This window comes from Exiguobacterium sp. E17S (assembly GCF_057772545.1).
Window position 1 is genome coordinate 1307875 of the sequence record NZ_JBYLRU010000001.1, and the last position, 16143, is coordinate 1324017.

A 16143-nucleotide genomic window follows, 5' to 3' on the forward strand; every position below is an offset into this window, starting at 1 on the left:
TGTAGGAGGTAGAATGTATGGAATGGAACCATCCCCTTTTTGCAGCCATCACGGCGTGGTTCATCGCTCAAGCAGCGAAGCTTGTCACGAGTTTGGTTCGGACACGAAAGTTCGACCTGGAAATCATGTTTGCTTCCGGTGGTATGCCTAGTTCACATAGTTCGACTGTCGTCGCCTTAGCCGTTGTCATCGGTTTTCAGGAGGGCTTCTCGTCTTCGATTTTCGCACTGGCTGTCATCTTTGCGACAATCATCATGTATGATGCGACAGGTGTCAGACAAGCAGTCGGTGTTCAGGCAAAACTACTCAATGATTATTTCAAAGGAATTCGCCATGAGACTCCTCTCCTGAATGAGCTCGTCGGTCATACCGAATTTCAGGTGTTCGTCGGTCTGTTGCTCGGACTAGCCGTTGGTCTTCTATGGCCCGTCTTCTTCTTTTAATCCTATGATGTACAACAGCCCATCCAAAAATCGGATGGGCTGTTTGAGTATGATATAGCTTATGGTTTCAAGACGACCTTGATGCATCCATCTGTCCGATCATTAAATGTCTGATAGGCAGAAGCAGCATCCTCAAGTGCCACTCGGTGTGTCACGATATCCGTCGGATCAAATTCTTGATTGATGATTTTCTGGAACAGTTCCGGCATCAAATGGACGACTGGTGCTTGTCCCATTTTCAGCGTAATATTTCGGGTAAAGAAATCGCCAAGTGGAAACTGATTATATTTTTTAGCGTAAACGCCTGTCAACTGTACAGTACCAAATTTCCGGACAGCGTCCTTTGCAATATCAATGGCACTCAACGTTCCACCTTGCAGACCAATCTTTTGTTCAATTTTTTCTACAGGGGACATCTTCCCGTCAAAACCGACGCAATCAATGACGACGTCTGCTCCACCTTGTGTCAGCTCTTTAATATACGCACCACTTTCTGCGTGATCTGAGAAATTTACTGTCTCGACTTTATTCGTGACTTTAGCATGATTCAATCGATACACTTGATCATCCACCGCAATGACTCGCTTTGCCCCTTGCATCCATGCAAATTTTTGTGTCATTAGTCCAACTGGTCCTGATCCGAGTACAACGACCGTATCTCCTTTTTTCACACCCGCATGCAGGACACTCCAATACGCCGTAGGTAAAACGTCAGATAAGAACAATAATGCCTCATCTTCTAATTCACATGATTCTGGAATCACGAGTGGCATGAAATTCCCGAACGGAACTTTTAAATATTCCGCCTGACCACCGGGATGTCCACCAAACTCTTCTGTGAAGCCGAAGTACCCACCTGTATCGACATGGGGATTTCCGTTCGAGTTATCACATTGACTCTCCATATCATGTTCACAAAAGAAACAGTGACCACAAGCAACATTAAACGGTAACACGACGCGGTCGCCACGCTTGACCTTCGTCACACCTGGTCCAACCTCTTCAACGATGCCCATCGGTTCATGACCAATGACATAATCTTTGTGAGCCGGCATATTTCCTTGATAGATGTGTAAATCTGATCCACAAATTGCAGTCGATGTGATTTTGACGATAATATCATCGTTTTTATCAATCGATGGATCCTGGACTTGTTTGACTTGAACATCTTTTGCTCCTTGGTACGTTACGGCGCGCATGTGGCATCCCCCTTAGTGGAATAAAATGACGTACCTTTTTCCTTACCCTAATACAATCATCTTTTCTACATGTTTATTAAAATTGGAACTTTTCGCCTATGTGTATCGTATGTTGTGAAAAACACACTTTACACAATAAACCTATGAATGAAAGGAGGCACTCACGTGGCACGATGCACCGTTTGTCGTCAATCCTGGTCTGCTCGAACAATCTATCGTTTAATCTGGTCTGCTCACGGACTGCCCTGTCCACATTGTCAAAACTCACAACACCTACATATGGAACACCAAGGTTACTTCCTTCGAATCGGATACTTGATTCCTTGGCTGACATTTCTTCTTATACTGGTCTGCCCTTGGTATGCCAAGTTATCGCACTATGCTTCTCCCCATCGGTTATGACGAGACAAAAAAGACGAACTTGTCGAAAGTGACAAGTTCGTCTTTTTTTAGAATCAAGATTTTAATAAGTCGAGTACAGAGCGGACTGTAGAGGCAGAGCGACTCAAAGCCTCTTGCTCTTCAGTCGTCAGTTCGAGTTCATAAACATGCTCGACACCGTTTCCGCCAAGAATGACCGGTACACCGAAATACATATCGTCATATCCATATTCGCCTTCGAGATAAGCAATGGCAGGTAGAATACGTCGCTGGTCCTTCAAGATTGCCTCGACCATCTCAGCGATTGCCGCTGCTGGCGCATAATAAGCAGAGCCGTTTCCGAGTAACTGAACGATTTCACCGCCCCCTTTACGGGTTCGATTTACAATCGCATCCAGTCGTTCTTTCGATACGAGTTTCTCGATTGGGATTCCTCCCGCCTGAGAATAGCGCAGTAGCGGCACCATGTCATCCCCGTGTCCTCCGAGTACGAATCCCGATACATCCTTTACAGAAACGTTCAGTTCCTCTGCTAAGAATGTCCGGAAGCGTGCCGTGTCGAGGACACCGGATTGACCGATGACACGCTCTTTTGGAAAACCAGATGCTTGATAGACCGTATACGTCATCGCATCAACGGGGTTCGTCAAAACAATGATGATTGATTCCGGCGCATGCGCGACGACTTCCTTCGTCACAGCTGTCATGACTGCAGCATTCGTACTTACGAGATCTTCGCGGCTCATGCCTGGCTTCCGAGCGATACCGGCAGTGATGACGACGATATCTGCACCTTTAATGTCTGCATAATCCGATGTCCCTTTTACCGAAGCATCAAACCCGAGGATCGGCGCTGCTTCTTGCATATCGAGCGCCTTTCCTTTCGTCGGATTCTCTTGCTCTGGTCGGTCGACGAGGACGACATCTCCTAGCTCTTGCTGGGCAAGATAGAGTGCCGTCGTCGCTCCCGTAAAGCCACTTCCTATGACTGCGATCTTCTTCCGTCTGTTCATCGACTCATTCCTCCTGATCGGATTACATGTTTTTGATGAGTTCGTCCGCGAATTCAGAACACTTCACTTCAGTCGCACCATCCATGAGACGCGCGAAGTCGTATGTGACGACTTTCGATTCAATCGATGTTTCCATCGATTTGATGATGAGATCTGCCGCTTCGTTCCAGCCGAGGTGACGGAACATCATTTCGCCTGACAAGATGACAGATGATGGGTTTACTTTATCAAGTCCAGCGTATTTCGGTGCTGTACCGTGAGTTGCTTCAAAGATTGCGTGACCTGTCATGTAGTTGATGTTTGCTCCAGGTGCGATTCCGATACCACCGACTTGTGCAGCAAGTGCATCTGAGATGTAGTCACCGTTCAAGTTCATTGTCGCAACGACATCGAACTCTTTTGGACGAGTCAAGATTTGTTGTAAGAAGATATCAGCGATTGAGTCTTTCACGATCAACTTACCAGCAGCTTCAGCGTCTGCTTGTGCTTTGTTGGCAGCATCTGTTCCTTCTTCTTCCTTGATGCGATCGTACTGGTTCCAAGTGAAGACGTGCTCTGCGTATTCACGCTCAGCAAGCTCATAACCCCAGTTTTTGAAAGCTCCCTCAGTGAACTTCATGATGTTTCCTTTGTGAACGAGCGTCAACGAAGCGCGCTTGTGCTCAAGTGCGTATTCGATCGCTGCACGAACGAGACGTTCTGTTCCCTCTTTTGAAATCGGTTTGATTCCAAGACCAGATGTCTCAGGGAAGCGGATTTTATTGACACCCATTTCGTTTTGAAGGAACTCAAGCAGTTTTGCAGCGCCTTCGCTACCTTCTGCGTATTCGATTCCTGCGTAGATGTCTTCAGTATTTTCACGGAAGATGACCATGTCTGTATCTTCTGGGCGTTTAACCGGTGAAGGAACACCTGTGAAGTAACGAACTGGACGAAGACATGTGTACAAATCAAGCTCTTGACGTAGAGCAACGTTCAACGAACGGATTCCGCCGCCGACTGGTGTCGTCAGTGGTCCTTTGATTGCGATGATGTGCTCACGGATGAGATCGAGTGTCTCTTCTGGTAACCAGTTGCCTGTTTTGTTGAATGCTTTTTCACCAGCGTAGACTTCTTTCCATTCGATTTTCTTCTCACCGTTGTATGCTTTTTCAACTGCTGCATCAAACACACGTACAGCTGCGTTCCAGATGTCAGGTCCTGTTCCGTCACCAATGATGAACGGAATGATTGGAGCGTTTGGAACTTGAAGTGTACCGTTAGTTACTGTGATGTTTTCGCCTTGAAGTGTAGCCATGTCTAAAAATCCCCCTTAAGTAATTGTAATCTACATCAAAAATCAGGAGAGGATTGCTCCTCCCCGTCCTTTTAACGTTCTTCGATGGACACGTATGTCCGGTGCGTTTCACCCGTGTAGTCTGCACGCGGGCGAATCAGACGGTTATCGCTATACTGCTCTAAAATGTGCGCCAACCAACCTGACATCCGACTTACTGCAAAGATTGGAGTGAATAGTTCTGTATCAAGTCCAAGTGCATGGTACGTAGAAGCGGAATAGAAATCAACATTTGGTTTCAATCCTTTTTCCGATTGGACGATTTCGTCAATCTTAACTGACATCTCATACCATTTCGGCTCCCCGATTTGAGCAGTCAGCTGACGACTCATTTCTTGAAGGTGCTTCGCACGTGGGTCGCCGTCCTTGTAGACACGGTGACCGAAGCCCATGATTTTTTGCTTGTTCTCAAGTTTATTATGAACATACTCGTCAACCTTTTCAACCGAATCAATTTCTAACAACATCTTCATGACGGCTTCGTTCGCGCCACCGTGAAGTGGTCCTTTTAATGCGCCCATCGCTGCCGTCACACCTGAGTAGACGTCAGAGAGTGTCGCGACACACACGCGTGCTGTGAACGTCGAAGCGTTCAACTCGTGGTCAGCGTGAAGAACGAGCGCTTGGTTAAAGGCTTTTTCTGCAACTTCCGTTGGCTCTTCACCCGTCAACATGAACAAGAAATTTCCTGCGTATGAAAGACCTGTTTTAGGTGCGATCGGCTCTTGTCCTTTTTTGATACGAGCGTAAGCTGTGACGAGTGTTGCGATTTGTGCCTGTAATTTGATGGCTTTAGCGTAATTCGCCTCAGTCGACATATCTTCCGATGTCTCATCGTAAAGCGCGAGTTGAGAGAGCGCTGTTCGAATCGTCGCCATCGCATTCGCCGACTTCGGTGCTGCCTTCATCGTTTCAAGAACGGCAGTCGCAACCGTTGCTTCGGAAATAAGTGCTTCCGATAGTTGCTTCAATTCCTCTTCTTTTGGTAGACGGTCGTTCCACAACAAGAAGACGACTTCCTCAAATGAGGCGTGCTCCGCCAAATCATCAATCGTATAACCGCCATACGTCAATTGACCATCGATGATCGAACTGATTTTCGATGAAGTCGCGACGATTCCTTCTAAACCTTTAGTTTGCGTCATGACAATAATCCCCCTTTTTTTCCCCAGAAATTTAAAACGCTTTCATTTCCGTATTGAAAAAAAGACGTCCACTCAAGAGTCGTTCCCCATGCTTGTAGCGCTGTACTCTTGAATAGACCATCTTGTTTCTGTTCTTAGTATAAACAAAAATACCCAAAAAGTGAATGAACTTGCATACTATTATCAAAAAATTAATTCAGTTACTTTGCTGATTCGGCTCATCCTGTGAACGCTTTTGTGATGACATCCCACATTCCGATGACGAGCGCCGCGATTCCAGCACCAATCAATGGTCCGACCGGTACCCCACGGAAAAGTCCGACTGCAAGAATCGTTCCAGCTAGCAAGGCTGTCGTCACGAGTGGATCTTCTTTCATTAGTCCAACACCGTGTGCCGCGACGATTGCAACAAAAATTCCTGATAAAAATGAGATGATGCCGATATGTCCCCGAATACTTTGGAGCAACTCCTTAAATCCGATATCCCCTGCTGCAATCGGTACGAGGATCGCTGCCGTGATCAATGTGACGCCCCACGTGATCCCTTTTGCCTGCAAGGAAGGAAACAGTCTACCATCCAGCCCGATTGCCTTGATGATCAGCAGGAAGGCTGCAGCGATGATTAATGATTTATTTTGTGCGATGACCCCGATGAAGACGAGGGCAATCAAAAAAAGATAAGCTTCCATACGTCCTCCTCATACAAAAAAAAGACGGACATGACCTAAGTCACGTCCGTCATGAATGGATTATGCGTTATATAGTTTACCTGTCAATGGATCGATTGAGATCATTTGACCGTCTTTGAAGACTGTCAATGCATCTTCGACACCAACGATGACTGGTTTACCGAGTGATGGTCCAACGATTCCAGCATGGCTTGTCAATCCGCCATCAACTGTGATCATCGCTGCAGCCATCTCGATTGCAGGCATCATGTCACGATCAGTTGAGTTCGTAACGAGGATCATGCCTGGCTTCGCTTTCGCGTTTGCTTCTTCTGCGTTGTTTGCGATGACGACTTCGCCAACGACTCCACGCTCACCGATTCCACGACCGTTTGCAATCTCTTTACCGACGATGTGGATTTTCAACATGTTCGTTGTACCAGCAGTCAAAGCAGGGATACCTGCTGAGATGACGACGAGATCACCATCTGTGACGAAACCAGCGTCTTTTGCTGTGTCCGCAGCAAGTGTCAACATGTCATCCGTGTTGTCTGAAAGATGATCAACGACGATCGGGTACACGCCCCATACGATGTTCAACTGACGTGCGACACGTGCGCTTGGTGTAACAGCGACGATGTTTGGCTCCGGACGGTATTTCGAGATACGTGCAGCCGTGTAACCCGATTGTGTCGGTGTCAAGATTGCTTTTGCGTCCAAGTTGATCGCAGTGTGCGTAACCGCTTGAGCGATTGCATCCGTCACTGTGTGCTCACTACGTGTCTGACGATCTTTCAACAAGAGCTTGTAATCGAGCATTTTTTCTGTACGTTTTGCGATCGAGTGCATCATTTGGACAGATTCGATTGGGTAGTCCCCTGCTGCTGTCTCACCTGAAAGCATGATTGCATCCGTACCATCAAGAATCGCGTTCGCGACGTCTGATGCTTCAGCACGTGTTGGACGTGGGAAACGTTGCATCGAGTCAAGCATTTGTGTTGCTGTAATGACTGGTTTACCGAAGTCGTTACAAAGCTTGATCAAGTCTTTTTGAGTTGGTGTGACTTCTTCCGTTGGAATCTCGATACCGAGGTCACCACGCGCTACCATCAAACCGTCCGAAATCGCAAGGATTTCTTCGATGTTATCGACACCTTCTTGGTTCTCGATTTTCGGGAAGATTTTGATGTGGCTCGCGTTGTTTTTCTCAAGCAATTGACGAATCGCAACGACGTCTGACGCACGGCGTACGAAAGATGCCGCGATCAAATCGATATCGCTCTTGATACCGAACTCGATATCCGCAATATCTTTTTCTGTCAAAGCAGGAAGGTTAACCTTCACGTTTGGCAAGTTAACGCCTTTTTTCGTCTTGATGACGCCTTCGTTTTCGATTGAACAACGAAGCTCACGGTTCGGAAGTTTTTCAGTGACACGAAGACCGATGAGACCGTCATCAAGCATGATCATCGAGCCAACTTCGACATCATCATAGAGTCCTTCATATGTGACAGAGAATTTATCTTTCGTTCCGACGATTTCGTTTGCGTCTCCGCTGACGATGATGACTTCTTGACCACGTGCGAGAAGCGCTTTTCCTTCTTCAAACGAATGTGTCCGGATTTCTGGTCCTTTCGTATCAAGAAGAATCGTAACGATTTTGTTTGCTTCTTTCGCTGCACGACGATATCCGTGATACGTGCACCGTGTTCTTCATAATCGCCGTGTGAGAAGTTCAAACGAGCGACGTTCATACCTGCTTCAATCATTTCTGGAAGACGTTTTTCTGACGCCGGTCCAATCGTACATACAATTTTAGTTCTACGCATATTCCATAAACCTCCTACGGTGTTTGGCCAAGTTCTCTTGCCCATTCCAATCCTATCGACGTTTGTTAAATCGAAAGCTGTTTTGAAAGCTCGAGAATATCAAGATCCAGCTCATGTTTATTTTCGTCGAGTGCCTCATCGATGTCGAGATCGATCATCTTACCACCACGTACACCTACGACACGTCCTTGTTTTCCTTGAAGTAGGATTTCGATGGCATGGGCCCCCATCCGACTTGCAAGTACACGGTCCGCTGCCGTTGGTGCTCCACCACGTTGAACGTGACCAAGTACCGTGACGCGTGTATCGAGACCTGTTTCTTTTGCGATCGCGTCTCCCACGTCCTGAGCACGACCTGCACCTTCAGCGACGATGACGATTGAGTGTTTCTTACCGCGATTGACACCACTTTGAATGCGATCGAGGACTTCTTTTAAATCTTCAGGACGCTCAGGAACAAGAATCGATTCTGCTCCACCGGCAAGTCCTGCATATAATGCGATATCACCCGCATCGCGTCCCATGACTTCAATGACATACGTCCGCTCATGCGACGATGCCGTATCACGGATTTTATCGATCGCTTCAAGCGCCGTGTTGAGCGCTGTATCAAAACCGATCGTATAGTCCGTTCCAGGAATATCGTTATCGATCGTACCTGGAAGTCCAATTGTCGGGAAACCAAGTCCCGTCAATTTTTGGGCACCACGATACGACCCGTCTCCGCCTACGACGACGAGTGCATCAATTTCAAATTTCTTAAGATTGACGACTGCTTTTGCTCGTCCTTCTTCTGTACGGAACTCAGAGCAACGTGCTGAACGTAGGAACGTTCCGCCTCGTTGAATGATGTCACCAACTGATCCAAGGTTCAACTGGACGATGTCCCCGTTGATTAATCCTTGATAGCCGTTATAGACACCAAATACTTCTAAGCCATGAAAAATCGCTTTACGCGTGACAGCACGCACCGCGGCATTCATACCTGGTGCATCGCCGCCACTCGTTAAGACAGCAATCCGTTTTAAACTCACGTTAATCACCTCTCCATTAATCTGAATCTAAAATAGCACGTTGTTTTCTTGTTTTACAACAGGGCAGATTGCATAAACTTTCACTAGCTTTTTCATCATCGATTCCGGAAATGAGGAATATCAATCATGATAGCGATTACATGGTGCTTATGTGCCAATTTGGTGATATTTTTCGGTCCGCTGATCGATGAGCTCTTCCTTGGTCAGATGAACCAATGATTCAAGTTTCTGTACCAATACAGTTTTTAATTTATCCGCCTGTAATGACACATCGAGATGCGCCCCTCCGACGACTTCTGGAATGATGGCATCCGCGATCCCGAGTCTTAATAAATCAGGTGCTGTGATCTTCATCGATTCCGCCGCTTTCTCCGCAAGACTTGCATCTTTCCATAACAATGCTGCAGCACCTTCAGGAGAGATGACCGAATACGTTGAATTCTCGAGCATCAAGAGTTGATCACATACTCCGATTCCTAAAGCACCACCTGATCCACCTTCACCGATGACGATCGAGATGATTGGAACCGTCATACCAGCCATCTCAAATAAGTTTTTCGCGATGGCCTCACTCTGACCGCGTTCTTCTGCTGCACGTCCTGGGTAAGCCCCTTTCGTGTCGATGAACGTAATGATCGGTCGATTGAATTTCTCTGCTTGTTGCATGAGACGTAGTGCTTTTCGATACCCTTCCGGATGTGGCATCCCGAAATTACGACGAATGTTTTCTTTTGTATCTTTTCCACGTTGATGACCGATGATCGTCACCGGACGACCATTCAGTGTTCCGATTCCACCGACGATTGCCGCATCATCATATCCATGACGATCGCCATGCAGTTCGATGAAATCTTCACAAATGGATTCAATGTAATCGAGTGTCGTTGGACGTTCTGGATGACGTGCCAATTGAACACGATTCCACGCTTTCATATTCCCGTAAATATCGAGTTCTAACCGATGAAGGCGTTCTTCAAGAAGTTGGAGTTCTTCCTTGAAGTCTAGTCCTTGTGTTTCCGCCATATCATGGAGCTCAAGAATTTTTTCGCGTAACGCGATGACTGGTTGGTCAAATGGTTGCATGGTTCGTTCCCTCCGCATGTAGCTTTAAGATTCGCGTATAGTACGTTTTCAGATCATGTCGTGATACGACATCGTCCAGTTGACCTGCTTGTAATAAGAATTCTGCTGTTTGGAAATCTTCCGGTAGTTTTTCACGTATCGTCTGTTCGATAATCCGTCGACCTGCAAACCCGATCAACGCCCCCGGTTCAGCGATATTAAAGTCACCGAGCATCGCAAAACTTGCTGATACCCCGCCGGTCGTCGGATGAGTCATACAAGAAATATAAAGTAATCCAGCATCTGAATGCTGTTTTAAGAAGAGACTCGATTTCGCCATCTGCATGAGACTAACCATTCCCTCTTGCATCCGTGCCCCACCTGAAGCGGAAAAAATCGTGACAGGTAGACGATGTTTCGTTGCGTAACGAACCGCTTCAGAAATCGCAGCACCGACCGCTGCACCCATCGAGCCCATCCGGAATCGTGCATCCATGACACAAGCGACGAGTGGGTGACCATTCACATTCCCGACGCCACAGACGATCGCTTCCTCAAGACCCGTTCTGACTTGGTCGCCCTTTAATTTTTCCGGGTAATCCTGGAATCCAAGCGGATCCGCTTGAACTGCCGGTAAGTCGAAATACGTCACCGAACCTTCATCGAATAATTGCGTAAAACGTTCTTGCGCGGTCAACGGGTGATGATACCCACATGAACAGACACGTAAGTTCGCCTCCAGTTGTTTCGTATATTGGATTAATTTACATTTCGGACATTTCGTCATTAGGCCAACTGGCACATCGACACGCTGCTCCTTCGAAGTCAGCGTGACGAACTTTTTAGGTTTTCGAAAAATGCTTGCACGTTCAGTTCCCCCTTGTCATCCTATGGGCGGGTCAAGAGTTGTTCCCGTTCCGCCTGCGTATAGAGTTCCCCTTGACCGAAGCTTTTATGGAAGGCATTGACTTGTCGCCAGATTCGTTCAAACAAATCGTTATCGACCGTCTGAATCAACGTCTCACGAAACGCTGCATCGGATGATACGGCTGGTGCAAGCACCGAAAGGTCATCCAGCTGCGCGAGCGCTGCTTGCTCAAGCAAGCGGAGCGTTCCTGCCAAGTCTTCGAACTTCGAATCGCCAGTCACTAAGAATTGAGCGATGATTTGAATATAGGTATGATCGTCACGGTTCAATAGAAAGCTTCCGCCTCCATGTCGTGTCTCGACGATTCCTAAATAAGCGAGCGTCCGTAATGCTTCTCGTACGGACGGTCGACTGATGGATAGTCGTTCTGCCAGTTCCCGTTCTGATGGAATACGGTCTCCTGGAACTAATCCATCTTGTTCGATCATCAATTTAATCGCCGCGATATTGGCTTCAAACGCATTTCGTTTCTTCTCCATATCGATACGGCACCACCTTTCTGACCCTTCAGTCGGTTGCTTCAATCGGTGGCATTGGTCAGACCAATTACCCCTTATTATAACAAATCTTATTACCTAGTACTAGTTTGAGCGGGGGACATTTTTCAGGACGACATGATCCTCACCAAACCGAATACGTAGCCGAGCTAGTAATTCCTCATCATGCTGCACAGCATAAAGCGGCGGTAACGATTTCGTCTCACGTGAATCCGCGTAGCGGACGACGACTGGAATATCGCCTGGTGCCACTTCAAGCAACTGTTCAAGTGCGGCCAGCTCATTTTTCGATGTTAACTTGACGAATAGCACATCTTGTCCAAGCGGACGAAGACGTTCCAAAATGAACTGACGCTCCCCTTCGCGATCCTGCACCTTTAATTCAATCAATAAAACGTTCCCTAAATAAAGTGATCGACGGAATCGTTCATATTGATTCGGGAAGACGACGACCTCTTCATTCGAATACCCGTCGACTGCCTGAATGACCGCCATCGTTTGACCGCGTTTCGTCTTGAACTCTCGAATCTGATCAATATAACAGACTAAATAATGTGTTTCCGAACCGACGCCAAGGTCATGAAAATAAGCAGATTCAACCGGAGCTTTCATTGCTGTCGTCAACGGCGAATACGTCAACCAGAATCCAAGCACTTCCCGTTCTAATCGTGCCCAGTCGGAATCACTTCGTTTCGATGACTTCTGTGTCCGGCGTTTCCCGAGAATTGCCAACTCGTCTGGAAGTAATGTATTCGACGACTCGGTGAAATACTCGAGCACCTCTTGTTCAGCGAGCCCGCGATCGCCGTGCGTCGCTCGGTCTAGCGCACCACTGTAGAGTAACAATTCAATTTTTGCGCGCTCCTTCTTGCCCCATCCGACGTGGGTCAACAGATCAGCAATCGTCGCTGTGTGCTTCGATGCTTCCTTTACACGCTCGAACTCACGCTCGGAAATACCTTTAATGACATGGATACCGAGTCGAATCCCTTTGCCTTCTAGTGAAGAACGGTAATCGGAAATCCAGACATCCGGCGAGTGGACCGGGAGACGTCGTTCGCGCATCAATCGGACGAGACGCTCCGGTTGTTCGACCGAGACGAGTAAGAAAATGTGCGGGAAATGCGCTTTGATATATCCGAGGGCATAACTAATCTTTGAATAGGCGACCGCATGGCTTCGATTGAATCCATACCCAGCGAATCGCTCAATTTGTTCATAGAGTGATTGTGCGATCGCATCATCGAATCCATTCGACTTTGCTCCTTCAAGAAAACGAACCCGTTCCTGTTCGAGCGAATCCGTACTTTTTTTAGAAATCGCACGTCGTAATAAATCTGCTTGTGCGAGTGTAAATCCAGCTACTCGACGGGTGATTTCCATGACTTGTTCCTGATAGACGATGATGCCATACGTTGGTGCAAGTACGTCTTCTAATACGGGATGCAACATCTGATAAGGTTGACCAGCTTTTCGTTTCGCGTACAGATCAATGAATTTCATTGGTCCCGGACGATAGAGTGACATCGTTGCCACCAAATCTTCGAACCGATTCGGTTTGACTTCGCGCAACGTCTGTTTCATACCTGTCGACTCGAATTGGAAAATATCATCCGTCTCGGCGCGGGCAAAGACTTGGAATGTCGCGCGGTCTTCTTCTGGAATTTGCGTGAGCGTAAAGGATGGCTGTTCTCGACGAATCAATTCTTCCATCCGACGCAAACGACTGAGATTTCGTAATCCTAACAAGTCAATTTTCAACAATCCTTGACGTTCCAATGCCTGCATCAAAAACTGCGTCACATAGCGTTCATTTGGTCCCGTTTCAACGGGTGTCGTCTCGACGAGCTGTTCAGATCCAATGACGACACCGGCCGCGTGAACCGAACGTTGTCGCGGGAGACCCTCGACTGCTTGCGCTAGTTGCAACAGTTGCCGGCGCTTTTCGCTTCCAGAGAACCAGCGATATGTCTGTTTGTTTTGTTCAATCCCTTGTAACGTCGTTGATTTTCCAAGCTGTTTGACCGCAGCATCTAACTCATCCTTCGAAAACTCTAGCGTCCGTCCGACGTCTCGCAAAGCGGCTTTGGCACCGAGCGTCGACAATGTACCGATTTGAGCAACGTGATCTTTTCCGTAACGCATCACGAGATCCTCTAATACTTCTTCGCGTCGTTCATCTTCGATATCGATATCGATATCCGGCATGGAAATCCGCTCAGGGTTCAAGAATCGTTCGAATAGTAATCCATATTTCAATGGATCTACCGTCGTGATCCCAAGCGCATAGCTGACAAGTGATCCAGCTGCTGAACCTCGACCGGGTCCAACGAAAATGCCTTTCGCTTTTGCACTACGTACGAGTTCTTCAACGATTAAGAAATAATCAGCAAATCCTGTCTTATCAATGACTGATAGTTCATAAGCGAGACGTTCCCGCGCTTCGTTACTTTCATGACCATGTGCCAGTAACCCTTCCTCAGCACGTTTCCGTAATAACGCATTCGAGTCTTCCGCGACACGCGGCAGTGGACGTTGTTGAAACGGTAATTCCAAGCGTTCAGATGTCGTAGCAAACTGCTCCGCCATCGTAATTTCTCGCTCGGTAAAGTCTTCGAGTAACTCTTCCCGGGTCTTTAAATGCATCAGGCGATCTGTCTTTTGGTCTTGGAACGTCGTCGCTTCACTAATCGCACGTATTGCTTGATACGCTGGCGCTTCATCTCGACGAATGTAACGAACAGGATCGACTGGGATGGTCTCAACACCAAGCGCTGCTGCTACTTCGCGGTAACGCGCACGACTCTCTCGTTCGACCGTTGAGCGGCTAGAGGTCACGCCCATATATGTACGCGCTCCTTGAACGCGTCCCATCCATTGAACGAAGGAACGACGTAGACGCGTCGCATCTTCAGATGCTTGACGCAGTGGAACGAGCACCGCGATCAGTGATGAAACTTCAGTCTCCCCTTGTTGACTGGCTAGTCGATACAGTTGACGCAGTCCATCAGAAGAAAAAGCAAACCATAAGATACAAAATTCTTCTTCTTCGATTCGCTGCTCCCATCCGACGATCGGTTGCATATCTCGACGCTGACATGCATCGATGAATGCGGGAACTCCTGTCAATGTCGTTTCACAGATGACCGCTCGTCCGATGTGTCGACGGACTAGTTCATCGAGATAGGGCTCGATTCGAACTAAACTCTGCAATGGACTAAACTGCGTTCGAACATTTATATGCATCTTCCATTCTCCTTTCTCTTCTGATGGATGTTTTTAAAAGTTTTCAGAACATTCATATCTAACTGACTCAAGTACTCGCCATCTGATTTATTATTCGATACAATAAGTATAGAAATATCATGACGGGTACGGAAGGAGCGTTTCTCATGATTTTGAATCGCAGTCAAATCGCACGTGAAAAAGTCGAACAACTAAAGCTCGGTGTTACCGCTTTTACTGAAACGGAAGAAATCGCTGAGAAGATTCGCAAATCTGTCGCTGAACTTCAACTGAATGTCATTGAAGACCACACAGATCGTGGCGTTTGGTTCATTCCGCAAGACGAAACAAAGACGCAATAAGCGTAAAAAGGCTGTTCGCTTCGCTTCCTCTACGAGAGGAGTGAGACCGAGCAGCCTTTTTCCGTTTAAAACTGGAAGTTAGCAGCGACCTCGTCCAGACGACGGATGACACGTTCGACTTCACTCAACTGTCCAATCGTTGCACCAGACGCCATCGGATGTCCACCACCATTGAATTCTTTTGCTACTTCATTGATGACGGGACCCTTCGAACGAATCCGGACACGGACTTCCTTGTCCGTTTCAAGGAATAACGCCCAACACTTCATTCCTTTTAAACCAGCAAAACTATTGACGAGCAACGATGCTTGCTCAACCGTCGCGCCAAACTGCTTCAACGTATCTTGTGTCAATACGACATAACCGACACCTTGATCCGTCAATTGAATATGTTGAAGGACGTATCCTTGTAAGTGAAGCGCCGCAAGTTCTGTTTCGTACATATTGCGATACAACCAGTCCGTATCGATTCCTGCATCAATCAATTGTGCTGCGACTTCAAATGTTCGTTTCGTCGTACCACGGAATTGGAAGCGTCCCGTGTCACCGACGATCCCAGCGTAGAATTGAATGGCAGCTGATGCTGGAATCTCGTATCCCCATTCGTTCAATAAATGAACGAGCAATTCCGATGTCGAACTCATCGTCGTATCGACGAGTTGCACTGGTGCGTATGGATCTTCATCCGGATGATGGTCGATTTTAATGACGTCTTTTCCTGTCATCGCAACCTTCCTGTCAATCCGCGCTTGATTCGCTGTATCCAGAATCACGACTAACGCCTCTTTGTATAATTCATCGTCTACTTGATCGAGCTCTCCCATGAATGACAATGATGTCGCCATCTCTCCGGCCGTTAATACCGTTTTGCTAGGGAATTGATGTTGTAACGTCAATTGCAAACCGAATTGACTACCGAGTGCATCGGGATCTGGACGTTCATGACGATGAATGATGATCGTATCTGCCGCTTCAATCATTTGTTTGATTTGCTCTTTCACTGTGCACAGCTCCTCTAATC

The 16143-nt window shown here is 47.2% G+C and carries 13 protein-coding genes and 1 pseudogene; 2 read left to right on the forward strand and 12 right to left on the reverse strand.

Translation table 11 applies throughout. From position 1 onward, the window contains the following. The first annotated feature begins 17 nt into the window (after nt 1-17). Entirely contained in the window at nt 18-443 is a 426-nt protein-coding gene (locus tag AC3B4V_RS06790) for a divergent PAP2 family protein (RefSeq protein WP_047393552.1), read from the forward strand. A 59-nt stretch (nt 444-502) separates the two neighbouring features. On the opposite strand, the gene AC3B4V_RS06795 is transcribed toward AC3B4V_RS06790, so the two are convergent. The 11 genes and pseudogenes from AC3B4V_RS06795 to dnaE all read right to left on the reverse strand — a co-directional run bounded on the left by AC3B4V_RS06795 (nt 503) and on the right by dnaE (nt 14781). Further along, nucleotides 503-1642 carry a zinc-dependent alcohol dehydrogenase gene (locus tag AC3B4V_RS06795; protein WP_064299514.1) on the reverse strand — a complete coding sequence of 380 codons (1140 nt, stop codon included), beginning with the start codon at nt 1640-1642 and terminating at the stop codon, nt 503-505. A 455-nt stretch (nt 1643-2097) separates the two neighbouring features. Next, nucleotides 2098-3036 (reverse strand): malate dehydrogenase, encoded by a 939-nt coding sequence (gene mdh, locus AC3B4V_RS06800; protein WP_488378018.1) that lies wholly within the window; start codon nt 3034-3036, stop codon nt 2098-2100. Between the two features lie 22 nt (nt 3037-3058). Continuing rightward, nucleotides 3059-4333 (reverse strand): NADP-dependent isocitrate dehydrogenase, encoded by a 1275-nt coding sequence (gene icd, locus AC3B4V_RS06805; protein ID WP_058703891.1) that lies wholly within the window; start codon nt 4331-4333, stop codon nt 3059-3061. A 71-nt stretch (nt 4334-4404) separates the two neighbouring features. Further along, nucleotides 4405-5517 (reverse strand): citrate synthase, encoded by a 1113-nt coding sequence (gene citZ / locus AC3B4V_RS06810; protein WP_053454034.1) that lies wholly within the window; start codon nt 5515-5517, stop codon nt 4405-4407. Between the two features lie 218 nt (nt 5518-5735). Next, nucleotides 5736-6206 carry a DUF441 domain-containing protein gene (locus tag AC3B4V_RS06815; protein ID WP_406747434.1) on the reverse strand — a complete coding sequence of 157 codons (471 nt, stop codon included), beginning with the start codon at nt 6204-6206 and terminating at the stop codon, nt 5736-5738. 60 nt (nt 6207-6266) lie between these two features. Then, nucleotides 6267-8014, reverse strand: a pseudogene (gene pyk, locus AC3B4V_RS06820) (pyruvate kinase). Nucleotides 8015-8079: 65 nt separating this feature from the next. Then, nucleotides 8080-9048, reverse strand: coding sequence for a 6-phosphofructokinase (gene pfkA / locus AC3B4V_RS06825; RefSeq protein WP_488378019.1), 969 nt, complete (start codon nt 9046-9048; stop codon nt 8080-8082). A 147-nt stretch (nt 9049-9195) separates the two neighbouring features. Further along, nucleotides 9196-10131, reverse strand: a complete 936-nt coding sequence (gene accA / locus AC3B4V_RS06830) for an acetyl-CoA carboxylase carboxyl transferase subunit alpha (protein WP_023469039.1) — start codon at nt 10129-10131, stop codon at nt 9196-9198. Continuing rightward, complete coding sequence (gene accD, locus AC3B4V_RS06835) at nt 10118-10969, reverse strand: acetyl-CoA carboxylase, carboxyltransferase subunit beta (protein WP_488378224.1); 852 nt, start codon at nt 10967-10969, stop codon at nt 10118-10120. The genes accA and accD overlap by 14 nt, the downstream gene beginning before the upstream one ends. Before the next feature lie 29 nt (nt 10970-10998). Further along, nucleotides 10999-11517, reverse strand: coding sequence for a FadR/GntR family transcriptional regulator (locus tag AC3B4V_RS06840; protein WP_488378020.1), 519 nt, complete (start codon nt 11515-11517; stop codon nt 10999-11001). Between the two features lie 102 nt (nt 11518-11619). After that, on the reverse strand, nt 11620-14781 hold the full coding sequence (gene dnaE, locus AC3B4V_RS06845; protein ID WP_488378021.1) for a DNA polymerase III subunit alpha: 3162 nt from the start codon (nt 14779-14781) through the stop codon (nt 11620-11622). A gap of 146 nt (nt 14782-14927) precedes the next feature. On the opposite strand from dnaE, the gene AC3B4V_RS06850 reads away from it, so the two are divergent. Continuing rightward, a complete protein-coding gene (locus AC3B4V_RS06850; RefSeq protein WP_023469043.1) occupies nt 14928-15122 on the forward strand; it encodes a YtzJ family protein in 195 nt (64 codons plus the stop codon). 65 nt (nt 15123-15187) lie between these two features. Here the strand turns inward: AC3B4V_RS06850 and AC3B4V_RS06855 are convergent, their stop codons facing one another. Then, a complete protein-coding gene (locus tag AC3B4V_RS06855) occupies nt 15188-16123 on the reverse strand; it encodes a DHH family phosphoesterase (RefSeq protein ID WP_488378022.1) in 936 nt (311 codons plus the stop codon). Nucleotides 16124-16143: the final 20 nt, after the last annotated feature.

Excerpts from the sequence above, each read along its gene's own strand:
- citZ (WP_053454034.1), bottom strand. The coding sequence starts at position 5,517 with ATGACGCAAACTAAAGGTTTAGAAGGAATCGTCGCGACTTCATCGAAA.
- icd (WP_058703891.1), bottom strand. The coding sequence starts at position 4,333 with ATGGCTACACTTCAAGGCGAAAACATCACAGTAACTAACGGTACACTT.
- AC3B4V_RS06840 (WP_488378020.1), bottom strand. The coding sequence starts at position 11,517 with ATGGAGAAGAAACGAAATGCGTTTGAAGCCAATATCGCGGCGATTAAA.
- dnaE (WP_488378021.1), bottom strand. The coding sequence starts at position 14,781 with ATGCATATAAATGTTCGAACGCAGTTTAGTCCATTGCAGAGTTTAGTT.
- AC3B4V_RS06790 (WP_047393552.1), top strand. The coding sequence starts at position 18 with ATGGAATGGAACCATCCCCTTTTTGCAGCCATCACGGCGTGGTTCATC.
- AC3B4V_RS06815 (WP_406747434.1), bottom strand. The coding sequence starts at position 6,206 with ATGGAAGCTTATCTTTTTTTGATTGCCCTCGTCTTCATCGGGGTCATC.
- mdh (WP_488378018.1), bottom strand. The coding sequence starts at position 3,036 with ATGAACAGACGGAAGAAGATCGCAGTCATAGGAAGTGGCTTTACGGGA.
- accA (WP_023469039.1), bottom strand. The coding sequence starts at position 10,131 with ATGCAACCATTTGACCAACCAGTCATCGCGTTACGCGAAAAAATTCTT.
- AC3B4V_RS06795 (WP_064299514.1), bottom strand. The coding sequence starts at position 1,642 with ATGCGCGCCGTAACGTACCAAGGAGCAAAAGATGTTCAAGTCAAACAA.
- AC3B4V_RS06850 (WP_023469043.1), top strand. The coding sequence starts at position 14,928 with ATGATTTTGAATCGCAGTCAAATCGCACGTGAAAAAGTCGAACAACTA.